The 19,912-nt window shown below is 71.6% G+C and carries 19 protein-coding genes; 11 read left to right on the top strand and 8 right to left on the bottom strand.

Annotation, left to right across the window (positions count from 1 at the left end):
- Positions 1–40 precede the first annotated feature (40 nt).
- Both ACFU3E_RS00650 and ACFU3E_RS00645 read left to right on the top strand, forming a co-directional pair.
- Positions 41–1,771, top strand: coding sequence for an amidohydrolase family protein (locus ACFU3E_RS00650; protein WP_384149824.1), 1,731 nt, complete (start codon positions 41–43; stop codon positions 1,769–1,771).
- Positions 1,768–3,219: an aldehyde dehydrogenase family protein gene (locus ACFU3E_RS00645; RefSeq protein WP_384149821.1), complete on the top strand. Its 1,452-nt coding sequence runs from the start codon at positions 1,768–1,770 to the stop codon at positions 3,217–3,219. The genes ACFU3E_RS00650 and ACFU3E_RS00645 overlap by 4 nt, the downstream gene beginning before the upstream one ends.
- 6 nt (positions 3,220–3,225) lie before the next feature.
- Here the strand turns inward: ACFU3E_RS00645 and ACFU3E_RS00640 are convergent, their stop codons facing one another.
- The gene (locus ACFU3E_RS00640) at positions 3,226–3,618 is read right to left on the bottom strand and encodes a nitroreductase/quinone reductase family protein (RefSeq protein ID WP_384149818.1); all 393 of its coding nucleotides are present in this window, start codon (positions 3,616–3,618) and stop codon (positions 3,226–3,228) included.
- Positions 3,619–3,796: 178 nt separating this feature from the next.
- The gene (locus ACFU3E_RS00635) at positions 3,797–5,305 is read right to left on the bottom strand and encodes a CehA/McbA family metallohydrolase (protein WP_384149815.1); all 1,509 of its coding nucleotides are present in this window, start codon (positions 5,303–5,305) and stop codon (positions 3,797–3,799) included.
- A gap of 188 nt (positions 5,306–5,493) precedes the next feature.
- Between ACFU3E_RS00635 and ACFU3E_RS00630 the strand changes: the two genes are divergently transcribed.
- The 3 genes from ACFU3E_RS00630 (at position 5,494) to ACFU3E_RS00620 (ending at position 9,320) form a co-directional block, all read left to right on the top strand.
- Positions 5,494–6,339 carry an LLM class F420-dependent oxidoreductase gene (locus ACFU3E_RS00630; protein WP_384149812.1) on the top strand — a complete coding sequence of 282 codons (846 nt, stop codon included), beginning with the start codon at positions 5,494–5,496 and terminating at the stop codon, positions 6,337–6,339.
- 144 nt (positions 6,340–6,483) lie between these two features.
- Positions 6,484–6,690, top strand: a complete 207-nt coding sequence (locus ACFU3E_RS00625) for a hypothetical protein (RefSeq protein ID WP_384149809.1) — start codon at positions 6,484–6,486, stop codon at positions 6,688–6,690.
- 44 nt (positions 6,691–6,734) lie between these two features.
- Positions 6,735–9,320, top strand: coding sequence for a bifunctional FO biosynthesis protein CofGH (locus tag ACFU3E_RS00620; RefSeq protein WP_384149806.1), 2,586 nt, complete (start codon positions 6,735–6,737; stop codon positions 9,318–9,320).
- Between the two features lie 4 nt (positions 9,321–9,324).
- On the opposite strand, the gene ACFU3E_RS00615 is transcribed toward ACFU3E_RS00620, so the two are convergent.
- Both ACFU3E_RS00615 and ACFU3E_RS00610 read right to left on the bottom strand, forming a co-directional pair.
- The gene (locus ACFU3E_RS00615; protein WP_384149803.1) at positions 9,325–10,749 is read right to left on the bottom strand and encodes a hypothetical protein; all 1,425 of its coding nucleotides are present in this window, start codon (positions 10,747–10,749) and stop codon (positions 9,325–9,327) included.
- A gap of 36 nt (positions 10,750–10,785) precedes the next feature.
- Entirely contained in the window at positions 10,786–11,253 is a 468-nt protein-coding gene (locus ACFU3E_RS00610) for a GtrA family protein (protein WP_384149800.1), read from the bottom strand.
- Positions 11,254–11,361: 108 nt separating this feature from the next.
- On the opposite strand from ACFU3E_RS00610, the gene ACFU3E_RS00605 reads away from it, so the two are divergent.
- Positions 11,362–12,360, top strand: coding sequence for a glycosyltransferase family 2 protein (locus ACFU3E_RS00605; RefSeq protein ID WP_384149797.1), 999 nt, complete (start codon positions 11,362–11,364; stop codon positions 12,358–12,360).
- Positions 12,361–12,464: 104 nt separating this feature from the next.
- On the top strand, positions 12,465–13,019 hold the full coding sequence (locus ACFU3E_RS00600) for a hypothetical protein (protein ID WP_384149794.1): 555 nt from the start codon (positions 12,465–12,467) through the stop codon (positions 13,017–13,019).
- A 67-nt stretch (positions 13,020–13,086) separates the two neighbouring features.
- On the opposite strand, the gene ACFU3E_RS00595 is transcribed toward ACFU3E_RS00600, so the two are convergent.
- The gene (locus tag ACFU3E_RS00595; RefSeq protein WP_384149791.1) at positions 13,087–13,998 is read right to left on the bottom strand and encodes an alpha/beta fold hydrolase; all 912 of its coding nucleotides are present in this window, start codon (positions 13,996–13,998) and stop codon (positions 13,087–13,089) included.
- A gap of 112 nt (positions 13,999–14,110) precedes the next feature.
- On the opposite strand from ACFU3E_RS00595, the gene ACFU3E_RS00590 reads away from it, so the two are divergent.
- Together ACFU3E_RS00590 and ACFU3E_RS00585 are read left to right on the top strand one after the other, a co-directional pair.
- On the top strand, positions 14,111–14,731 hold the full coding sequence (locus ACFU3E_RS00590) for a TetR/AcrR family transcriptional regulator (RefSeq protein WP_384149788.1): 621 nt from the start codon (positions 14,111–14,113) through the stop codon (positions 14,729–14,731).
- A 20-nt stretch (positions 14,732–14,751) separates the two neighbouring features.
- On the top strand, positions 14,752–15,294 hold the full coding sequence (locus tag ACFU3E_RS00585; protein WP_384149785.1) for a GNAT family N-acetyltransferase: 543 nt from the start codon (positions 14,752–14,754) through the stop codon (positions 15,292–15,294).
- A 25-nt stretch (positions 15,295–15,319) separates the two neighbouring features.
- On the opposite strand, the gene ACFU3E_RS00580 is transcribed toward ACFU3E_RS00585, so the two are convergent.
- Positions 15,320–15,829 (bottom strand): DUF2165 domain-containing protein, encoded by a 510-nt coding sequence (locus ACFU3E_RS00580; RefSeq protein WP_384149782.1) that lies wholly within the window; start codon positions 15,827–15,829, stop codon positions 15,320–15,322.
- Between the two features lie 81 nt (positions 15,830–15,910).
- Between ACFU3E_RS00580 and ACFU3E_RS00575 the strand changes: the two genes are divergently transcribed.
- Together ACFU3E_RS00575 and ACFU3E_RS00570 are read left to right on the top strand one after the other, a co-directional pair.
- The gene (locus ACFU3E_RS00575) at positions 15,911–18,412 is read left to right on the top strand and encodes a tetratricopeptide repeat protein (protein WP_384149778.1); all 2,502 of its coding nucleotides are present in this window, start codon (positions 15,911–15,913) and stop codon (positions 18,410–18,412) included.
- Positions 18,413–18,685: 273 nt separating this feature from the next.
- Positions 18,686–18,820, top strand: a complete 135-nt coding sequence (locus tag ACFU3E_RS00570; RefSeq protein ID WP_267896229.1) for a hypothetical protein — start codon at positions 18,686–18,688, stop codon at positions 18,818–18,820.
- A 3-nt stretch (positions 18,821–18,823) separates the two neighbouring features.
- Here ACFU3E_RS00570 and ACFU3E_RS00565 read toward each other — a convergent pair whose 3' ends face one another.
- Together ACFU3E_RS00565 and ACFU3E_RS00560 are read right to left on the bottom strand one after the other, a co-directional pair.
- Complete coding sequence (locus ACFU3E_RS00565; RefSeq protein ID WP_384149774.1) at positions 18,824–19,009, bottom strand: DUF397 domain-containing protein; 186 nt, start codon at positions 19,007–19,009, stop codon at positions 18,824–18,826.
- Complete coding sequence (locus tag ACFU3E_RS00560) at positions 19,006–19,818, bottom strand: helix-turn-helix transcriptional regulator (protein ID WP_384149771.1); 813 nt, start codon at positions 19,816–19,818, stop codon at positions 19,006–19,008. Before ACFU3E_RS00560 ends, ACFU3E_RS00565 begins: the two co-directional genes overlap by 4 nt.
- Between the last annotated feature and the right edge of the window lie 94 nt (positions 19,819–19,912).

Genomic DNA, 19,912 nt, shown 5'->3' with positions numbered 1-19,912 from the left:
GCCCCTCAGGGGCGACGAACCCAAGGGAGTTGACTAGCTCATGCTCGATCACGTCATCCGGGGTGTGACCGTCGTGGACGGGACGGGCGCTCCGGCGTACACCGCCGACGTCGGCATACGGAACGGGCGTATCGCCGTCGTCGGGACGGTCGGCGAGGAACCCCGGTCGGTCGAGGACGCCACCGGCCTCGTCCTCACCCCCGGCTTCGTCGACCCCCACACCCACTACGACGCGCAGCTCTTCTGGGACCCGTACGCCACCCCCTCCCTCAACCACGGGGTCACCACCGTCGCCGGCGGCAACTGCGGTTTCACTCTCGCGCCGCTGAACCCGGACCGGCCCGAGGACGCCGACTACACACGGCGGATGATGTCCAAGGTCGAGGGCATGGCGCTGGTGGCGCTGGAGGAGGGTGCGCCCTGGAACTGGCACGGCTTCGGGGAGTATCTCGATGCCCTGGAGGGGCGGATCGCCGTGAACGCCGGGTTCATGGTGGGGCACTGTGCGCTGCGGCGGTACGTGATGGGCCCGGAGGCCGTGGGCGGGCAGCCGGCGCCGGAGCAACTGGCCGCGATGGTGCGGTTGCTGCGCGAGGCCATGGACGCCGGGGCGTGGGGGCTGTCCACGACCCAGTCGACCAGCCACTCCGACGGCGACGGGAATCCGGTCGCCTCCCGGCACGCCGAGCCGGCCGAACTCCTGGCGCTCTCCCGGGCCGTCGGTGAGCACGAGGGCACGCAGATCGAGGCGATCGTCGCGGGCTGTCTCGATCAGTTCAGCGACGCCGAGATCGACCTGTTCGTGGAGATGAGCGCGGCGGCGGGGCGGCCGCTCAACTGGAACGTGCTCACGATCGACGCGGCCGTGCCCGAGCGAGTGCCCCGGCAGTTGCTCGCGAGCGAGCAGGCACGGAAGGCGGGCGGCAGGGTCGTGGCCCTGACCATGCCGATCCTCACGCCGATGAACATGTCGCTGGGGACGTTCTGCGCGCTGAACCTCATACCCGGCTGGGGCCCGGTCCTCGGGCTGCCCGTGCCCGAGCGGATCCGCAAGCTGCGTGATGGGGACGTGCGGGCCGAGCTGCTGCGACGCGCGAACTCCAAGGAGGCGGGCGTCTTCCGGCGGCTGGCGAACTTCGGGCGGTACGTCATCGGCGACACCTACAGCGAGGCGAACGCGGGGCTGACCGGCCGGGTCGTGAAGGACATCGCCGAGGAGCGCGGCCAGGAACCCTTCGCGTGCCTGGTGGAGATCTGCGCCAACGACGAGCTGCGTACGGTGCTGTGGCCGATGCCCTCCGACAACGACCCGGCGTCCTGGGCGCTGCGGGCGGAGACCTGGCAGCACGAGGACGTGCTGCTCGGCGGGTCCGACGCGGGCGCCCACCTGGACCGGATGTGCGGGGCGCCGTACACGACCCGGTTCCTCGGGGACTGTCTGCGCGGCCGGAAGCTGCTCGGTCTCGAGCAGGCCGTGAAGATGCTGACCGACGACCCGGCCCGGCTCTTCGGTCTGCGCGAGCGGGGGCAGGTGCGGGAGGGCTGGCATGCGGACCTCGTCCTGTTCGACCCGGAGCGGATCGACGCGGGCCCGGCCACCCTGGTGCACGACCTGCCGGGCGACAGCCCTCGGCTGGACTCCCGGGCACTCGGCGTGCGGGCCGTGTGGGTCAACGGCGTGGAGGCGATCCGGGACGACGTGGTGACGGGGGCCGTGCCCGGCCGGGTGCTCCGCTCCGGGCGGGACACGGCGACGGTGAGCACGAGGTGACGGCACGGCAGTCGCTGTTCGTCGGCGGCTCCTGGGTGGAGCCGGACGGCGGGCACTACGCGGTGATCGACCCGGCGACCGAGGAGACCGCCGGGTGGGCGCCGGAGGCCTCCCGGGATCAGGTGCTCGCGGCCTGCGCCGCGGCCCGGGAGGCCTTCGGGCCGTGGTCGCGGACGTCCGCGGAGGAGCGGGCGGCGGTCCTCGGCCGGGCGGCGGACCTCATCCGGGAGAACCTGGTGCCGTACGCCGGACTGGCCCAAGCCGAGACCGGCGCGACCACCGGCACCGCACGCGGCATGCAGGTCGGGGTCGCCGCCGCCCGCTTCCGGCGCTACGCGCGCGTGGAGCCCGCCGAGTGGGCGATCCCGCCGCAGATTAACGAAGCGGGGCCGATGGGGAGGGCGGGGGTCATGGGCGCGCTGGCCGTCCGTCAGCCCGTCGGGGTCGTCACCTGCATCACCTCGTACAACAACCCCTGGGCCAATACGGCCGGGAAGGTCGCCCCCGCCCTGGCCATGGGCAACACGGTCGTGGTGAAGCCCGCCCCGCAGGATCCGCTGTCGGTCTACCGGATGGCGGAGGCGCTGGAGGCGGCCGGGGTGCCGCCGGGCGTGGTCAACGTCGTGTCGGGGCGGTCGACCGGGGTCGGCGAGGCGGCCGTGGCGTCGCCCGACGTCGACATGGTCAGTTTCACCGGCTCCACGGCGGTCGGGCAGCGCATCGCCGAGGTGTGCGGACGCGGCATGAAAAGGCAGTTGATGGAGCTGGGCGGGAAGGGCGCGGCGGTCGTCCTCGACGACGCCGACCTCGGCTCGGCCGTGGCCGGGATCGGCACCACCTTCTCCTTCTACAGCGGGCAGATCTGCACGGCACCGACACGAGTGCTGGCACAGCGCGGGATCTACGACCGGCTGGTGGAGCAACTGGCTTCCTACGCAAGGCTGTTGAAGGTCGGGGATCCGCGCGAGCCGGACACCGTGGTCGGCCCGGTGATCTCGGCGGCGCACCGGGACCGGGTGGAGTCGTACGTCGAACTGGGCCGGAAGGAAGGCGCGGTGGTGGTCGCCGGCGGCGAACGCCCCGACCTGCCCTCGGGCTTCTACGTCGCCCCGGCCCTGCTCGCCGACTGCACCAACGACATGCGGGTGGTCCGCGAGGAGATCTTCGGGCCGGTGGTGGCCGTCGTCCCCTTCGACGACGAGGAGGAGGGCATCGCGCTCGCCAACGACACCGACTACGGGCTCATCGACTACGTCTGGTCGGGAGACGTGGCCCGGGCGTTCCGGGTGGCGCGGCGACTGCGGGCCGGTGGCGTAGGGGTCAACACCGTCGGGCGGAACATGGAGGCGCCGTTCGGCGGCTTCAAGAAGAGCGGCGTCGGCCGGGACGTCGGCAGCTACGCGCTGCACGCCTACAGCGAGGTGCAGGCGATCGTGTGGCCGGGCTGACGCCTCTCAGGTATCCAGGTCCACCCGTACGGTCAGCAGATTAGTCCCGAGGGCCCGCACCCCCAGGCCGTTGACCCGGGGCAGCCCCCGCAGCCGCGCCACCGGGTCGTCCTGCGGCATCGGATACGCGGTGCCCTCGTGCCACCGCCCGCGGATCCGTACCCGCACTCGCGGATCCACCTTGATGTTGCGCACGTACTGCGACTTCTCGCCGAACTCCGACACCAGCCAGAAGGAGCCGCCGACGCGGCGCCCGCCCACCGGTGTCTGACGGGGCAGCCCCGAGACGCGGCCCCTCGTCTCCAGGACCGTCTGGAGAGGGAGACGCCGCAGGAGGGGGTTGAGGCGGCGCTGGACGGCGGTGGTGGCGCGGAACCTCAGGTCGGTGGGGCGGGACATGGCCGGCGGTCTCCTTCACACGAAGCTCTCACGGTTTCTGCAACGGCTCCTGCTCCGATGATCCCGGACGCGGCAACGACGGGAGCGGGTGGCTGGGCATACGGATCCCGGGCGACCGGGAGCGGTTCGAGGAGGAGCTCGCGGCCGCCATGGGAGCCTCCCGGCCCCGCGCCCGATCTCACTGGCGTCCGAGAAAGATCGGGTTGGTGAACGCCGCCAGTGGCCCGGGCAGCGGCCCCGCCGCCGCCTCGTGCCGCAGTTCGGCCCGTACGTACGCCGCGTACGACGGTGTCGTCCGCCACTCGACCACCCCCGAGCCGGACACCGGCAGCGGGCCGCTGGTGTGGAGTACGCCCTGGTCGGTGACGAGGCGGACCGTGCAGCGCGGGGCGCCGGTGACCTCCAGGCGGACCGTGACCGGGGTGTCGCGGCCGACGGTGAGGCGCTCGCCGATGCCCGCGTGCTCGCCACGACCGCCGGACGCCCGGAACGACAGTGCGACCCGCGCGGACTCGGCGATGTAGGACCGCCCCGCCCGGATGCCCTCCTGCACGGCCTCCCGGGTCAGGTCGTCGGCCAGGACGACCGTCTGGGGGCTGCCCACCGCGTCCGGGGAGCGGTGGGCGTCGCTGCCGCCCATCGCCGGGATCCAGTCCCGGTCGTCCCGTACGGACGCCACGAGCATGCTGTCCCAGTCGGCCAGTGCCATCTCGTCGTCGGGCGTGTAGGGGCCGTTCCACACCTCGATCGCGTCGGCCTCGCCGAAGCCGAACTTCCAGTGGCAGCCGACACAGGTGGCGTGCGGGTGGGCCGGGACGACCAGGCCGCCGGCGCGGCGGATCTGCCGGGCGAACCGGCCGAAGCGGTTGTCGCGGGCCCGGTAGCGCCAGTCGACGAAGGTGCCCGGGTCGGTGCCGAGCGCGACGACGTGCCCGTTGCGGGTGGTGATCTCCTCGCCCAGCAGGACGAGCAGGTCGTCCCCGGCCACGTCGGCCCAGTGGGCGTGCGCCGCGTGCGTGTTGTGCTCGGAGGAGTTGATGAAGTCCAGGCCGGCCGCGCGGGCCAGTTCCCCGATCTCGGCGGGGGTGCGGCGGCCGTCGGAGTACCAGGAGTGCAGATGGCAGTCGCCCCGGTACCACGACCGTCCCCGGCCCTTCGCGCGCTCCGGCGGATACACCGGCCGGGCGGTCTCGCCCGGCTCCCCGTACGTCAGCGTGATCGTGAGCTCGTACGACAGGCCCTGCGGGGCGACCGTGTACGGGCCGAGCGCGATGTGCCAGGTGCCCTCGCGCACCGGGCCCGGGAGGTACCCCGGGGTGGCGTCGTCCGCGCGGAGGAAGAACCCGGTGCGCGCCCCGCCCGACCAGCCGCGAAAACCCCGGCCGCCGAGCTCGGTGCCGCGGTCGTCGAAGACGCCGATGTCGAGGGCGTTGCCGGTGGTGCCGGCCGGGACGGACGGCCGGTCGTAGGTGTAGGCGACCTTGAGCTCCCGGACACCGGCCGGGACCTCGACGGGCACGTACACGAAGTCCGGGGAGCCGGGCGGCAGCGTGCCGCGCACGGTCCTGCTCTCCTGGTCCCCGTCGGCCGCTGAAGCGAAGCTCACATGTCCCAACGTAAGCGCGGCCGCCGCTCCCGTCACGAACAGGGCGCGCCGGCCGAGCCCGCCGTGGCTGTCCTCGCACATGCTGCTGCTCCCAAGGTGTCGTCGGTGACCAGGCATGGGTGGTGCGGGGGTGGTGCGTGCAACCCTGGCATTCAGCCGTGAACTCCCGCGCACGGGAAGGGGATCGGCGGATTTCGCCGAAACGGAGGCTGCGGAGTGCCGACCGGTCGGTATCGACAGTCGGTCCTCTCTCGGGTAGTGATGAGGTCATGCGCATCGCCGTGACGATCTTCCTCACCGACGAGACGATCACCCCGACCCGGCTCGCCCGGGAGCTGGAGGACCGCGGTTTCGCCGGGCTGTACCTGCCCGAGCACACCCACATCCCCGTCGAGCGGACCACCCCGTACCCGCCCGGTGGTGACCTGCCGTCCGAGTACGGCCGCACCCTCGACCCGTTCGTGGCCCTCGGCCAGGCCGCCGCCGTCACCGAGCGGCTCGGGCTCGGCACGGGCATCACGCTGGTCGCCCAGCACGACCCGATCGTCCTGGCCAAGCAGGTCGCGACCCTCGACCATCTCTCCGGCGGCCGGTTCACCCTCGGGCTCGGCCTCGGCTGGAACGTCGAGGAGGCCGCCGACCACGGCGTGCGGTGGAGCACCCGGCGCGAGCTGGTCCGGGACCGGATGGCGCTGATGCGGGCCCTGTGGTCGCGGGAGCCGGTCGCCCACGAGGGCGAGTTCGGCGGCGTCCGGGCCAGCCACGCGTATCCGAAGCCCGTGCAGAAGCCGCGTGGCCCGGTCGTCGGCCCCCGCACGCTCGTCGGCGGGGCCGCCGGACCCAAGCTGTTCGCCCACATCAGCGAGTACGCCGACGGCTGGCTGCCGATCGGCGGCCGCGGCCTCGGCGAGGCGCTGCCGGTCCTGCGCACCGCCTGGGCCGACGCCGGCCGCGACCCCCAGGCCCTCCAGGTCGTCCCCTACGCCGTCCACCCCAGCCCGGGCAAGCTCGCCCACTACGCCGACCTCGGCATCGAGGAGGTCGTGGCACAGCTGCCTCCGGCGGGGGAGGCGGAGGTACTGAAGGCCCTGGACGGCCTCGCCGGACACCTCTGACAACTCCCCTGCCCGGCAGGGCGGTTGGCTCCTGCTACTAAACTTCCGGTCAGTAACCGAGCCGGGTGCGCACGGGTGCGCGGCCGACCACCGCGCCGAACGGCGTGCCGCGTCCGGCTCTCGTCTCCACGGGGGGAGAGCCTCATGAGGCTTGCCTGGTTTTCCTGGCTCGTACGTCACTTCACCGAGTTCGGCTACAGCCAGGGGCTGCTGCGCGCCGCGATCGGCACGACGGCCGTGCTGGTGACCGCCGCGCTGGTCTGGTTCGCCCTGCACCGCAACAGACCGGCCGCCGCCGTCGCCGCCGGACTCACCTCGGCGCTGGGCATAGGGTGGCTGGCCTTCCACTGACGGGGCTCACCCGAGCCTGATCAGCACACTCGTATGCTCGAAGGATGACGACTTCCGCGACCTCCGGAACCGGCCCCACCGAGAACTCCATGCGTCGCGCCCTGAAACGGGCGAGGGACGGCGTCTCGCTCGACGTCGCCGAGGCGGCGGTGCTGCTCCAGGCCCGGGGTGAGCAGCTGGTGGACCTGGCGGCGTCGGCCGCCCGGGTGCGGGACGCGGGCCTGGAGGCGGCCGGGCGCCCCGGCGTCATCACGTACTCGAAGAGCGTCTTCATCCCGCTCACCCGGCTGTGCCGGGACAAGTGCCACTACTGCACGTTCGTCACCGTCCCGGGCAAGCTGCGCCGGGAGGGCCACGGGATGTTCATGTCCCCGGACGAGGTGCTGGACATCGCCCGCAAGGGCGCGGCCCTCGGCTGCAAGGAAGCCCTCATCACCCTCGGCGACAAGCCGGAGGACCGCTGGCCGGAGGCGCGCGAGTGGCTCGACGCGCACGGCTACGACGACACCATCGCCTACGTCCGTGCCATCTCCATCCGCATCCTGGAGGAGACGGGCCTGCTCCCGCACCTGAACCCGGGCGTCATGAGCTGGACGGACTTCCAGCGTCTGAAGCCGGTCGCGCCCAGCATGGGCATGATGCTGGAGACGACCGCGACCCGCCTCTGGTCGGAGCCGGGCGGCCCGCACCACGGCTCGCCCGACAAGGAGCCCGCCGTCCGGCTGCGGGTCATCGAGGACGCCGGGCGTTCCTCCGTCCCCTTCACCTCCGGGATCCTCATAGGCATCGGTGAGACCTACGAGGAGCGCGCCGAGTCGCTGTTCGCGCTGCGGAAGGTGTCGCGGTCCTACCACGGCGTCCAGGAGCTGATCATCCAGAACTTCCGCGCCAAGCCGGACACCGCGATGCGCGGCATGCCCGACGCGGAACTCGACGAACTGGTCGCCACGGTGGCCGTCGCCCGCCTCCTCATGGGCCCCTCGGGCTGCATCCAGGCCCCGCCCAACCTCGTCGACGACGAGTACGAGCGGCTGATCGGCGCCGGTATCGACGACTGGGGCGGGGTCTCCCCGCTCACCATCGACCACGTCAACCCCGAGCGCCCCTGGCCGCAGACCGAGCAGCTCGCCGAGAAGTCCCGCGCGGCCGGTTTCGAACTGCGTGAGCGCCTGTGCGTGTACCCGGAGTTCGTGCGGCGCGGCGAGCCCTGGCTGGACCCGCGGCTGCGCCCGCACGTGGCCGCGCTGGCCGACCCGGAGACCGGCCTCGCCCGCCCCGAGGCCCTGCCGGAGGGCCTGCCGTGGCAGGAGCCGGAGGAGGTCTTCGTGGCGTCCGGCCGCACCGACCTGCACTCCTCGATCGACTCCGAGGGCCGTACGTCGGACCGCCGGGACGACTTCGACGAGGTGTACGGCGACTGGGGCGCCCTGCGCGAGGCCGCCGCCCCGGGCATGGCACCCGAGCGCATCGACACCGACGTACGGCAGGCCCTGCGCACGGCCGCCGACGACCCGACGAAGCTCACCGACGACGAGGCGCTGGCCCTGCTGCACGCGGACGGCCCGGCGCTGGACGCCCTCGCGCGGGTCGCCGACGACGTCCGCAAGTCGGCCGTGGGCGACGACGTCACCTACATCGTCACGCGCAACATCAACTTCACCAACGTCTGCTACACCGGCTGCCGCTTCTGCGCGTTCGCCCAGCGCCGCACGGACGCCGACGCCTACACCCTCTCCCTCGACCAGGTCGCCGACCGGGCCCAGCAGGCCTGGGACGTCGGCGCGGTGGAGGTCTGCATGCAGGGCGGCATCCACCCGGACCTGCCCGGCACGGCGTACTTCGACATCGCGCGGGCCGTGAGGGAACGCGTCCCGGGCATGCATGTGCACGCCTTCTCTCCGATGGAGGTCGTCAACGGCGCGACCCGCACCGGCATGTCGGTCCGCGAGTGGCTGACCGCCGCCAAGGAGGCCGGTCTGGACACCATCCCGGGCACGGCCGCCGAGATCCTCGACGACGAGGTCCGCTGGATCCTCACCAAGGGCAAGCTGCCCGCGGCCGACTGGATCGACGTCGTGACCACGGCCCACGAGCTGGGCATCCGCTCGTCCTCGACGATGATGTACGGCCATGTCGACCAGCCCCGGCACTGGCTCGGGCACCTGCGCACCCTCGCGGGCATCCAGCAGCGCACGGGCGGCTTCACCGAGTTCGTGACGCTGCCGTTCGTGCACACCAACGCGCCGGTCTACCTCGCGGGGATCGCCCGCCCGGGTCCGACCCTGCGGGACAACCGCGCGGTCACGGCCATGGCCCGGCTCCTGCTGCACCCGCACATCCCCAACATCCAGACCAGCTGGGTGAAGCTGGGTACCGAGGGCGCGGCCGAGATGCTCCGCTCGGGCGCGAACGACGTCGGCGGGACGCTCATGGAGGAGACCATCTCCCGCATGGCGGGCTCGTCGTACGGCTCGTACAAGTCGGTGAAGGACCTCGTCGCGGTGGCGGACGCCGCGGGCCGACCGGCCAGGGCCAGGAACACTCTGTACGGGGAGGTCCCCGAGGAGCGGCAGCAGGCTGCGGCGGCCTCGGACGGGCATCTGCCGCAGCTGCTGCCGGTGCTCGACTGAGGTCTCAGCGGGCCGGTGACTGGTCCCCGGCGTTCGCCGGCCGGTGTGCCGTCACGGCGCGGCCGGCCGGGGCGCCGGGGCTCTTCGGCGCTGCGGGAGGCGTGCCCCGGCCCAGCCACAGCAGCAGCAGGCCGAGGGCGCAGGCGATCGCCGGCCAGTAGAGGTAGCGGTAGTCCGTCGCGGGCATGATCGGCAGATAGCCGAGGACGTAGGCCGCCGAGCTGATGCCCAGCGCCCGCACCGGCATCGAGAAGACGCCTCTGCCGGGCCGGACGGTGAGCACGAGTGCGACCGCGAGCCAGAACCAGCCGCGGAACAGCCAGGGCAGGTCCTCCACCATGCCCTTGACGTACGTGCCGAGCATGTCCTCCAGGCGGGGGTGCGTCACCTCGACGCCCAGGTCGTTGCGGGTGATCCCCGCCTTGTACGCGTAGTCGGTCTCGAACAGCAGGGTCGTGAAGAGCAGCAGCCGGTACTGGAGGTACTGCGGCACGTGCCCGCTCATCTCCCGCAGCCACAGGGACGTGAGCGCGCCGGAGTCCCCGCGCAGCCCGTCCGCCGGGCGTTGGTAGCAGGCCCAGTAGGCGTCGGAGAGGGCACCGACGCGCTCGCACTCGCGCGCGGAGGCCACGAGCCGGTCCCGCAGGGCGGGTGACACATCCGCCGACCGGAGCTCGTCCACGCTCAGCACATGGACGAGGTCGTCGAGCATGATCTGCGCGCCCTGCTTGGTCTGCTGCGGCGCGGCGAACAGGGAGATCGCGGCGGCGGGCACGACGAGCCCGGCCACGAGGGCCGCCGTGCACGTCACCCACGTCCGGCGTCCGGGAGCGCGCCACAGTGCCAGGACCAGCATGACGAAGACGGGGATCGCGGCGAGGAAGGCGTTCTTGCGCACCAGCATGGCGTAGGCGAGGAACAGCACGCCCAGCCAGAGCAGGCCCCAGCGCACGGCGGGCCGGGGGGCGCCGTCCCGCAGCAGCAGACCGGTGAAGGCGACCGCGCAGGCGGCGAGCAGCGCGAACGCCGCGTGGACGTCCTTCCACACCACCCCGACGAACGTCAGCACGAACGGAGTCAGCCCGAGGCCGAGCACGGCGAGCGATCCGCCCCGGCTCGCGGTCAGCCTCCACACGCACCGGGCCAGCACCCACAGCGCGGCCCAGAAGACGAGCGACTGCACGACGAGCATCGACGTGATCGAGCCGGTCACCGCGATGAGCGCCCGCCACACCAGGCTGAGCACGGGCGGATGCCAGTCGGTCAGGGGCCGCTTCCCCCGGGCCTGCCGGAGCTGGTCGAGGCTGTCGGGACTCAGGTAGCCAGGGGCGAAGACGAGGATCGTGGCCAGGCAGCAGACCGCGGCGACGGCGGCCAGCCCCCACACCCAGCGCTGCCGCCCCCACCCCGTCCATCCTGTTTGTCCCATATGCCGGATGCTAACGGGTCGTCGGGCTCCGGCCGGTCAGGGTGCGACGAAGACGTAGCGCCGGTACGCGTAGAAGCGGAACAGGGTCGCGAGCACCCAGCCGAGGATGCGGGCGGTGTTGTCGCTGAGCGCCGAGTCCAGCCCGAGCAGTTGCCGGGAGACGAAGACCGTGCCCGCGGTGATGGCGAGCCCCACCCCGTTGGCGACGAGGAACAGCACGAGCTCGCGGGTCACCCTCCTGCCGTGCTGGTCGCGGTAGGTCCAGTAGCGGTTCCCGACCCAGCTGAACAGCGCGGCCGTGCCCGTCGCGACGACGGACGCCTGCACGGGAGCGGTCCGCATCACCCCGCCCTCGCCCCCGGGCAGACCGAAGACGAGCAGGTTGTAGCCGCCGTTGTCGATGACGAAGGCCAGGGCCCCGATGACCCCGAACTTGGCGGCCTCGCGCCAGATGCCCTTGATGGCGTCACGCGCACGCAGCGTCACAGAGTCGAGGACCGGCACACGGCGAGCGTAACGACCCGGCGCGTCCCATCCGGTCAGGCGCGCTCATATCGCACTATGTCCGACGGTATGAGGTGCTGACTGTGTGAGGAACCGGTCGAGTGAGGAGTGGTCGTGGAACCGACGATCGCGTGTGTCGTGCCGTGTCACAACGAGGAGGCGGCCGTCGGCAAGGTGGTCCGCGACCTTCGCGCCGCCCTCCCCGAGGCCGTCGTCTACGTGTACGACAACGCCTCCACCGACCGCACCGTGGAGGTCGCCCGGGCGGCCGGCGCGATCGTCCGGGAGGAGACCCGCAAGGGCAAGGGCAACGTCATCCGCCGCGCCTTCGCCGACGTCGACGCCGACGCGCTGCTCATCATCGACGGCGACGACACCTACGACGCCTCCCGCGCCCGCGACCTGGTGGACCTGCTCTTCGAGGGGCCGTACGACCAGGTCGTCGGCGCCCGCCGGGTGACGGTCGACGGTGCCTACCGGGCCGGGCACGCGGTCGGCAACAAGCTGCTCACCGGGGCCGTGCGGTCCCTGTTCGGCAACGACGTCACCGACATGCTCAGCGGCTACCGCGTCTTCTCGCGGCGCTTCGTGAAGTCCTTCCCGGCGCTGGCCCGCGAGTTCGAGACCGAGACCGAGATGACGATCCACGCCCTGCACCTGCGGCTCCCCACCGCGGAGGTGGTCGTGGACTACCGGGTCCGGCCCGTCGGCGGCGAGAGCAAGCTGCGCACCTACCGGGACGGCTGGCGCATCCTGCGGGTCATCCTCGACCTGGCCCGGCGCGAGCGCCCCTCGCTGGTCCACACCGTGCTCGCGGGCGTACTCGCCCTGGTCTCGGTCATCCTCGGCATCCCCGTCATCGCCGACTTCGTCGAGACGGGCACCGTGCCCCGGGTCCCCACGGCGATCCTCGCCGCCGCGATCATGACCATCGCGGCGCTCGTGCTGCTCGTGGGCTACATCCTGGAGTCGCTCATGCACATGCGCCAGGAGCAGACCCGGCTGGTGCACCTCTCCTACCCGGCCCCGGTGCGTACGCCGCGCTACACCGCCCGCGGCGCCGGCACGGGCCCGGTCCCGGTCCGTAAGACCGCCGACGGCCCCTGAGGCTGCCGAGGGCCCCTGAGGCACCGGGGGAGCGGCGGACGCGCAGTACGATGATCGGAGCCCCGTTGCGGTGCGGGGTCCCGTGACTGAGGAGATGCGTGCCGGTGCCTGCCCGACTTCCTTCGTGGGCCTGGGTGACCGGGCTGACCGTGGGAGCGATAGCCGCGGTGACGGTCCTGGGTGTGCAGGCGGACCGGGGCTCGCGCCCCACCGCCACCTCCGCCAAGCCGAGCAGCACGGCCTCGGCGCAGCCCACCCCCACGGCGTCGGTCCCGGCGCGGGTGCCCGACGGCTCCGGCACCGGCCGGCGCGTCGTCTACTCCCTCGGCGAGAAGCGGGTGTGGCTGGTCGACGCGAGCGAGGCGACCCGCCGGACGTTCACCGTCTGGCCGGGCACGGTCAGCCCCGACCCGGGCAGCTACGCGATCTCGTCCCGTAAAGAGGCCACGACCGGCTCGGACGGCGTCCAGATCGAGCACATCATGTACTTCGCCGCGCGGGACGGCGTCTCCGTCGCCTTCTCCAACGCGGTCGACGGAGCCTCCCCGCCGCCCGCCGCCTCCGGCGGGAAGACCGGCGGGGTCCGGATGAAGAAGGCGGACGGCACGGCACTGTGGGCGTTCGGCACGGTCGGCACGACCGTGACCGTGGTCAAGTGACGTGCACCTCGGGTTGAAGCCCGGGGATTCCGGCCTTCTCGATTCCGGCCCGTCGGCGTGGGAGGTCTCAGTCGACTGAGGCCATGAAGTTCAGCATCCTGCGGTTGATCTCCTCCGCGTGGTCGATCTGCGGCCCGTGGCCCGTGCTGGAGATGATCTCGGCTCGGGCACCGGGGACCAGGCGCGGCACACGCTCCGCCTGCCGCTGCGGGTGCACGAGGAGGCTTCGCCTGCCGAGCACCAGATAGAGCGGAGTCCGGATGGTGGACAGCTCCTCCTCGGACAGGGGAAGCGGCGCCGGGCGGCGTATGCGGTAGGCGCGAACCGCCGTTCTGATCATCGCGCGCAGTTCCGGCACGACCAGGACCGGCTGTTCGAGCCAGGCCGCCAGCCGCGGGCGGAGCGCCTTGGGCGCGAAGGTCGCGAAGAGGCTGGCGAAGATCCAGACGAAGAAGCGCAGCCCCACCTTCTCCAGGCCGCCGGGGTCGAGCAGGGTGACCGAGGCGAGGCGACCGGGCCTGCGGAGCGCCTGGTTCAGGGCGAGCCAGCCACCGTACGAGGAGCCGACGAGGTGGACGCGGTCGAGTCCGAGCCCGGCGAGCGTCTCGTCCAGCCACTGCGCCGCGCGTTCGGGCTGGTGGATGGGTTCGCGCTGCACGCTGCGGCCGGGATCGCCCGGGGTGTCGATCGCGTAGACCGGGCGGTCCGCGCTGAGGGCGGGGGTGTTCGGGTACCACATGGCGGAGCAGGAGCCCGCCCCGTGCACCAGGACCACGGGAGTGCGGAATCGGGCAGCCTGGCTCGCGGGGCCGTAGCGGTAGACGTGCGTGGTGCCGAAGGACGTCTCCACGTCCTCTTCCGCGAGCGCGGGCGTCCCCAGTGCGTAGACCGCATCGCAGGCCGTGAGGTGGCGCTCCCGCCAGGCATCGCTCACATAACGGCCGACATCGGCCCGGGTTCGGGCAGCGGTCTCGGGCATGGCCACCTCCGGCGTCTCGGTTTTGTGATACGAACGTACCATGGAGATGGTACAGCTGTACCATGAAAGCCTGTGGGGGCCGTAGCAGGAACGACGAGCGGAGAACCGGCCGATGCCCAAGCGCGTTGACCACGCAGAACGGCGCACCGAGATCGCCGAGGCCCTCGTCCGGGTCGCCGGCCGACGCGGGCTGCATGCCGTCGGGATGCGCGATGTGGCGGCGGAGGCGGGCGTATCACTGCGGCTGGTGCAGTACTACTTCCAGACCAAGGAAAAGTTGCTGTTCTTCGGGCTCGAGCTGCTGGCGGAGAGATTCGGGGAGCGGGTCTCCGCCCGGGTACGGGCCGCCGGGGACAGCCCGGGTCCGCGCGCTGTGGTCGAGGCGCTGCTGATGGCGGCCCTGCCGACGGACGACGAGAGCCGCACCTTCCACCACCTCTACACTTCCTACGCGGTTCTGGCCGTGAACGACCCGGCGCTCGCAGCCCAGCCCTTCATCAGGAACCCTGATGCCGCCGAAGACGCCCTGACCGAACTCCTCCGGCAGGCGCAGGAAGCGGCACTGCTCGAGCCCGGTGTGGACGCACGGTTGGAGGCAGCCGGCCTGCTCGCCATGTCCGCGGGACTCGGCACCGGCATCCTCGTCGGCCAGCGCAGCCCGGAGTCCGCGACCGCGGTCCTGGGCCACCACCTGAACCGAATCTTCCGCACCGGTGATGCGGTCTCGACATGAGTGACCGGAGCCCAGCGGCCGTGGAGCTGAAGACCGCCCGACTGTTGCTCAGACGCCCGACCTCTGCCGATGTCGACGCGATCTTCGCCGTCCACCGTGATCCTGAGACCTGTGCCCACAACCCGTCCGATGCGCTCGCCCGGTTCGAGGAAGCAGAGGCGCTCCACCAGCGTTGGGACGACCAGTGGCAGCAGTACGGATATGGATACTGGGTCGTCCGGCACCACGGCTCCGCTCAGCAGCTCGGATTCTGCGGCATCAAGCCCATGGAACTGCACGGGACCCCCGTCCTGAACCTCTTCTACCGATTCGCCACCTCAGCCTGGGGCCAAGGCTTCGCTGGTGAAGCCGCAGGCGCGGTTGCCACCTGGGCATCCCGTCACCTGCCCGACCTCCCGCTGATCGCCCGCGTTCGACCGGCCAACGTTGCTTCCCAGCGCGTGGCGATACGCGCCGGCCTCAGCCGAGCACGGCATCTCGACACCGAGGGATATGACGGCTTCGACTGGATCTACATCTCCGAGATCCAGACGAAGCCTGCCAGTCCGATGCACTGCGAATGAATCCCGGCAGCGGCAGCGGCAGCGCTCAGGAGGCGGGTGTCTGGGCCCGCGGGGACGACAGCTGGTTGACGATCAGCACGACCCCGCTGAACAGGAAGATGCGGGTCGCCGCGTCCAGCCCGTTCCAGCTCTTCGACTGCCACATGGAGAACCACTCACCGCCGATCGCGATGAACCCGGCCCCGAACAGCAGCATCACCATCAGCAGCCCGTACGTGGACATCCGCCGGGCGCGCAGGTCATCGCGTCTGGCCCACAGCCAGCTCCCGTATATGAGGACCAGCGCGGCGACGGTCTCCCAGACGATGATCCCGACGTAGGCGGCGTCCTGCAGCCCCTGGCTCGTGACGGCCCGCCACATCAGGTCCTCGTCCTCGAACGTGGTGTCCATCGCCAGCACATGCCGGACGAACTGCTGGTTGGTCCCGAAGTCGGTGATGTTCCCGAACGCGACGAGCGCCATGTAGAGGGCGATGGTGGCGGTGAGCAGGGTGGCGGCCAGCGACAGTGTTCCGCGTGGTGTGGAGGTGGTCATGCCGATCATTCTCCCCAGCGGCCGGGGCGGACGCGAGAGAATGAGCCCGAAGCCGACCGCGCGAGACGAGGGGACGTACGGATGGCCCAGGCGCGACCGTCGATGCAGGAGCTGATCCGGCAACGCACCCGGGCCGGATTCGTTGGCCGGGGCGCGGAACGGGCCCTGTTCCGGGCGAACTTCGACACCGCCCCGCACGACGAACGCCACCGCTTCCGCTTCCACGCGCACGGCAACGCGGGCGTCGGAAAGACCTTCCTGCTGAGGGAGTTCGAGCAGGTCGCCCGCGAACAGGGTGCACTGACGGCGTACATCGACGACAGCGCGGGCAGCGTGCCGGACCTGATGGCGGAGGTCAGTCGTCAGTTCGCCGCCCAGGGGAGGCGGTTGAAGGAGCTGGACCGGCTGCTCGCCGCCCACCGCGAGCGCCGGCACGAGGCCGAACTGGCCGCGCTGGCCGTTCTGGACACGCAGCCCGCGGAGGCCGGACCGTCCGCCGCCGGGAGGGTCGTGGCACGGGCCGGGGTCGTCGCCGCCGGGATGGTGCCGGTGGTCGGCCCACTGGCGGGCATGCTGGACGCGGAGCAACTCGCCCACGTGGCCGACCGCTTGCGCGCGAGCCTCATCGACCGCTTCCGCAACCACGAGGACCTCCAGCTGGTCCTCGCCCCCGAGCAGGTGCTCACACCGGTCCTCCTGCGCGAACTCGTGGACACGGCCGCTCCCTGGATCGCCCTGTTCCTGGACACGTACGAGCGGACGGGCCCCAACCTGGACCCCTGGCTGCACGAGACGATGACGACGGACCGCCACGGCCCCCTGCCCGCCACGACAGTGGTGGTCACGGCGGGCCGGGCGCCCCTGGACCCGGCCCGCTGGGGCGGGCTGGCGGACTTCGTCACGAACCTCCCGCTCGCCCCCTTCACGGAGACCGAGACACGCGGTCTGCTGGCCGCCAAGGGGGTGATCGCCGAACCGGTCGTCGCGGAGGTGCTGCGCCTCACCGGCGGCCTCCCCGTCCTGGTCTCCACCCTCGCCGCGTCCCGCCCCACCGACCCGGACGACGTGGGCGACCCGAGCGAGACGGCCGTGGACCGCTTCCTCAAGTGGGAGGAGAACCCGGCCCGACGGGCCGCCGCCCTGGCCTGCGCGTTGCCGAGATGGCTGGACGGGGACGTGTTCCGGGCGGCGGCCGACTGCCCGCGGGAGGAACTGGAACCCCTCTACGCGTGGTTGCGGGGGATGCCGTTCGTGGGTGAGCGCGGCGGGGGACGACTGCGCTACCACGACGTCGTACGGGCGCCGATGCTGCGCGCGGAGCGCCGCAGGTCGCCGCGGGAGTGGGCGCAGCGGCAGCGGCGCCTGGCCGGTTTGTTCGGGGGCTGGCGCGAAGAGGCCGGGGCGGGCCGCGGCACCGGGGAACTGTGGGCGGACGAGGCATGGCGGGAGCTGCGGCTGGAGGAGACGTACCACTCGCTGTGCGCGGGAGAACGGGACGCGCTGCCGCAGGCGTTGCGGGACTTCGTCCGGGCGTGCGAGGCGGGCGTGGCCGGGCGGTGGGCCCGCGCGCTGGTGGACGCCGGAGCGGACGCGGGCGCGGAGCCGGCGTCCCGCTGGGGCACCGAGCTGACGGCGGCCCTCGACACCGAGGGCGCCGGTGCCGCGCTGGGGCTGCTCCTGCGTCGTGCGGTACTCGACGCTCCGGCTCAGGCCCGGGCCCGCCTCGTGCGGGGCGACGAGCTGCGCGGCGAGGGCGCGTACGCGAGGGCCCTCACCGAGTACGACCAGGCCGTCGCGCTCGATCCGGAACTGGCCGTCGCCTACCGGCACCGGTCCGGGATCCGGGGTGACCTGGGCGACCACGACGGGGCGATCGCCGACCTGGACCGAGCCGTCGCGCTGGAACCGGACAACGCCTGGTACGTCGCGCTGCGAGGCGAACACCAGCGGATCGCCGGACGGGACTCCGAGGCGGTCCGGGACCTCACCGAAGCGATCCGCCTCGACCCCGCGCTCGGGTTCGCCTGGGCCTCCCGGGGCGCCACGCACGAGCGCGCCGGAGACTTCGACGCGGCCCTCGCCGACCTGGGGCGGGCCCTGGACCTCGACCCGGACTACGCCTGGGCGCTCGCCCGCCGCGCCCGGGTCTGGCGTGCACGGGGCGACTCCCACCGCCAACTGGCCGACCTCGACCGGGCGCTGGCCCTGAGCCCCGACTGGCCCTGGGCCCGCTGCGAACGGGGTGACGCACTGCGCGTCGCCGGCCGTGACGAGTTGGCGGTCGCCGACCTGGACGTCGCGCTGGCCCTGGACCCCGCGTACACGTCGGCGTATGCGAGCCGGGGGGAGTCTCTGGCCCGGCTGGGCCGCCACGCGGAGGCGCTGGCCGATCTGGACCGGGCGGTGGAAATGCGCCCGGGGTACGTCTGGGCACTGTGCCGCCGGGCTGTGCTGCACGCGGTCACGGGGCGGCGGGAGGAGGCCCGGACGGATGCGGAACGCGTACGGGAACTGAATTCCGGGGCGCTGGAGCGCCTTTCGGATACCGACCGTGCGGTACTGGGTCCGTTCATCGGCAGGTGAACATCGTGGGGATCAGCTGTGTGGGACGGAAATCGGGTCGTGACGGGACGCCGGTCCGTCGGGTAATCTTCAAGCCAAGAGGCTTGTGGCCTGGTCGAGTTATTTCCGGGAGGTGTGCGATGGTGCGGCGGCTGATCCCTGATGAATCCCGCCACCGGTCGGCACGCTCACTCCCGGGCCACGGCGGTCCCCGGTCCTAGGCACATCTGCCTGACCGTCCCCACCTTCCCCTTGTTTTTCCTTTCAACACCCCTGCATTCAAAGGAGGCATCGGTGTTCGACGAGCGCAAAGAAGCGGAAATGAGGCTGTACTCGGAAAAGCTGGCGCGGGAGCTCGCCCTGAAGAAGGAGCGCGAGGAGACCGACGAGCCGACCGAGACCCCTGAAACGCCCCTTGTTCAGAACTGAGGTTCAACGCCCCGCCGCGAACTCCACGAACTCGGACCAGGCGCCGCCGGTGAACGCCAGTCGGGCGCCGTTCTTGTTCTTGGAGTCGCGGACCTGGATGGTGGGGGCTGATATGGCGACCTCGACGCAATCGGGTCCGTCATTGCCGCTGTAGCTGCTCTTGATCCATGTCAGCGGGGTGGACATCATGTCTCTTCTCCCATTACTTTCTCGATGAAGGCCAATGAATCTCGGGGCGAGAGGGCCTGCGCCCGGATCATGCCATAGCGCATATCGAGGATCTGGACGTCCCTCGGATCACTGATCACCCGGTCGTACAGCTGGCTTTCCGTGTGGCCGAGTGCCTTGCCGTCCTGGAGCTTCAACAGCCGGAACGAGCCCATCACAGCCGCGTGGTCGTCCCTGCGCGTAGGCATCACCTGGATCTCGACGTGCCTCAACTCGGCCATCTCCAAAAGGTGTTCGAGTTGGTGACGCAGCACCATTTTGCCCCCGAGGGGCCGCCGCAGTGTCATCTCTTCCTGGACAAAGGTGACCAGAGGGTGGGGTGCCCGGTCGAAGACGGCCTTCCGTGCCATGCGCGCGGCCACGTGGCGTTCAATCTCGTCCTCGCTGAAAGCGGGCCTCCGCATCGCGTACAGCGCCTGGGCGTACTCGGGCGTCTGCAGCAACCCGTGGATGTGCAGGGCCGAGTACGCCCCGAGCTCGACCGCCTGATCCTCCAGCTTGGTCAGATCCCGGACGGTCTTCGGATACCGAGCCTTCTCCACGTCCTCCTTCATCGCGGAGATCTTGCCGCCCGCACCCAGCACCTCATCCGCCTTGTCGAGAAAATCCGGCTTGGGAATCCGGCGCGCCCGCTCCACGGACGACACCATCTCCTCCCCGTACCCGATCGCCGAACCGAACTCCGCCTGCTTCAGCCCGGCCGCCTCGCGCCACATCTTGATCTGCCGCCCCACCGTCCTGAGCACGGCCGCCGCTTCCTCGTCCTCCACGCCTTCCCCTCCTGACGTACGAGCCGTACGACCCCGCCATGCGTCCGGACAGTCACGCTCCGTACCGAGGTCGTCGCTGTTCAGCGTAGGGACG

This window comes from Streptomyces sp. NPDC057424 (assembly GCF_042803315.1).
GTDB lineage: Bacteria > Actinomycetota > Actinomycetes > Streptomycetales > Streptomycetaceae > Streptomyces.
This window is presented reverse-complemented; position numbering and strand designations above follow the sequence as displayed.

Excerpts from the sequence above, each read along its gene's own strand:
- ACFU3E_RS00625 (WP_384149809.1), top strand. The coding sequence starts at position 6,484 with ATGAGGCTTGCCTGGTTTTCCTGGCTCGTACGTCACTTCACCGAGTTC.
- ACFU3E_RS00580 (WP_384149782.1), bottom strand. The coding sequence starts at position 15,829 with ATGACCACCTCCACACCACGCGGAACACTGTCGCTGGCCGCCACCCTG.
- ACFU3E_RS00565 (WP_384149774.1), bottom strand. The coding sequence starts at position 19,009 with ATGATGTCCACCCCGCTGACATGGATCAAGAGCAGCTACAGCGGCAAT.
- ACFU3E_RS00630 (WP_384149812.1), top strand. The coding sequence starts at position 5,494 with ATGCGCATCGCCGTGACGATCTTCCTCACCGACGAGACGATCACCCCG.
- ACFU3E_RS00615 (WP_384149803.1), bottom strand. The coding sequence starts at position 10,749 with ATGGGACAAACAGGATGGACGGGGTGGGGGCGGCAGCGCTGGGTGTGG.
- ACFU3E_RS00650 (WP_384149824.1), top strand. The coding sequence starts at position 41 with ATGCTCGATCACGTCATCCGGGGTGTGACCGTCGTGGACGGGACGGGC.
- ACFU3E_RS00590 (WP_384149788.1), top strand. The coding sequence starts at position 14,111 with ATGCCCAAGCGCGTTGACCACGCAGAACGGCGCACCGAGATCGCCGAG.
- ACFU3E_RS00640 (WP_384149818.1), bottom strand. The coding sequence starts at position 3,618 with ATGTCCCGCCCCACCGACCTGAGGTTCCGCGCCACCACCGCCGTCCAG.
- ACFU3E_RS00595 (WP_384149791.1), bottom strand. The coding sequence starts at position 13,998 with ATGCCCGAGACCGCTGCCCGAACCCGGGCCGATGTCGGCCGTTATGTG.
- ACFU3E_RS00620 (WP_384149806.1), top strand. The coding sequence starts at position 6,735 with ATGACGACTTCCGCGACCTCCGGAACCGGCCCCACCGAGAACTCCATG.
- ACFU3E_RS00635 (WP_384149815.1), bottom strand. The coding sequence starts at position 5,305 with ATGTGCGAGGACAGCCACGGCGGGCTCGGCCGGCGCGCCCTGTTCGTG.
- ACFU3E_RS00575 (WP_384149778.1), top strand. The coding sequence starts at position 15,911 with ATGGCCCAGGCGCGACCGTCGATGCAGGAGCTGATCCGGCAACGCACC.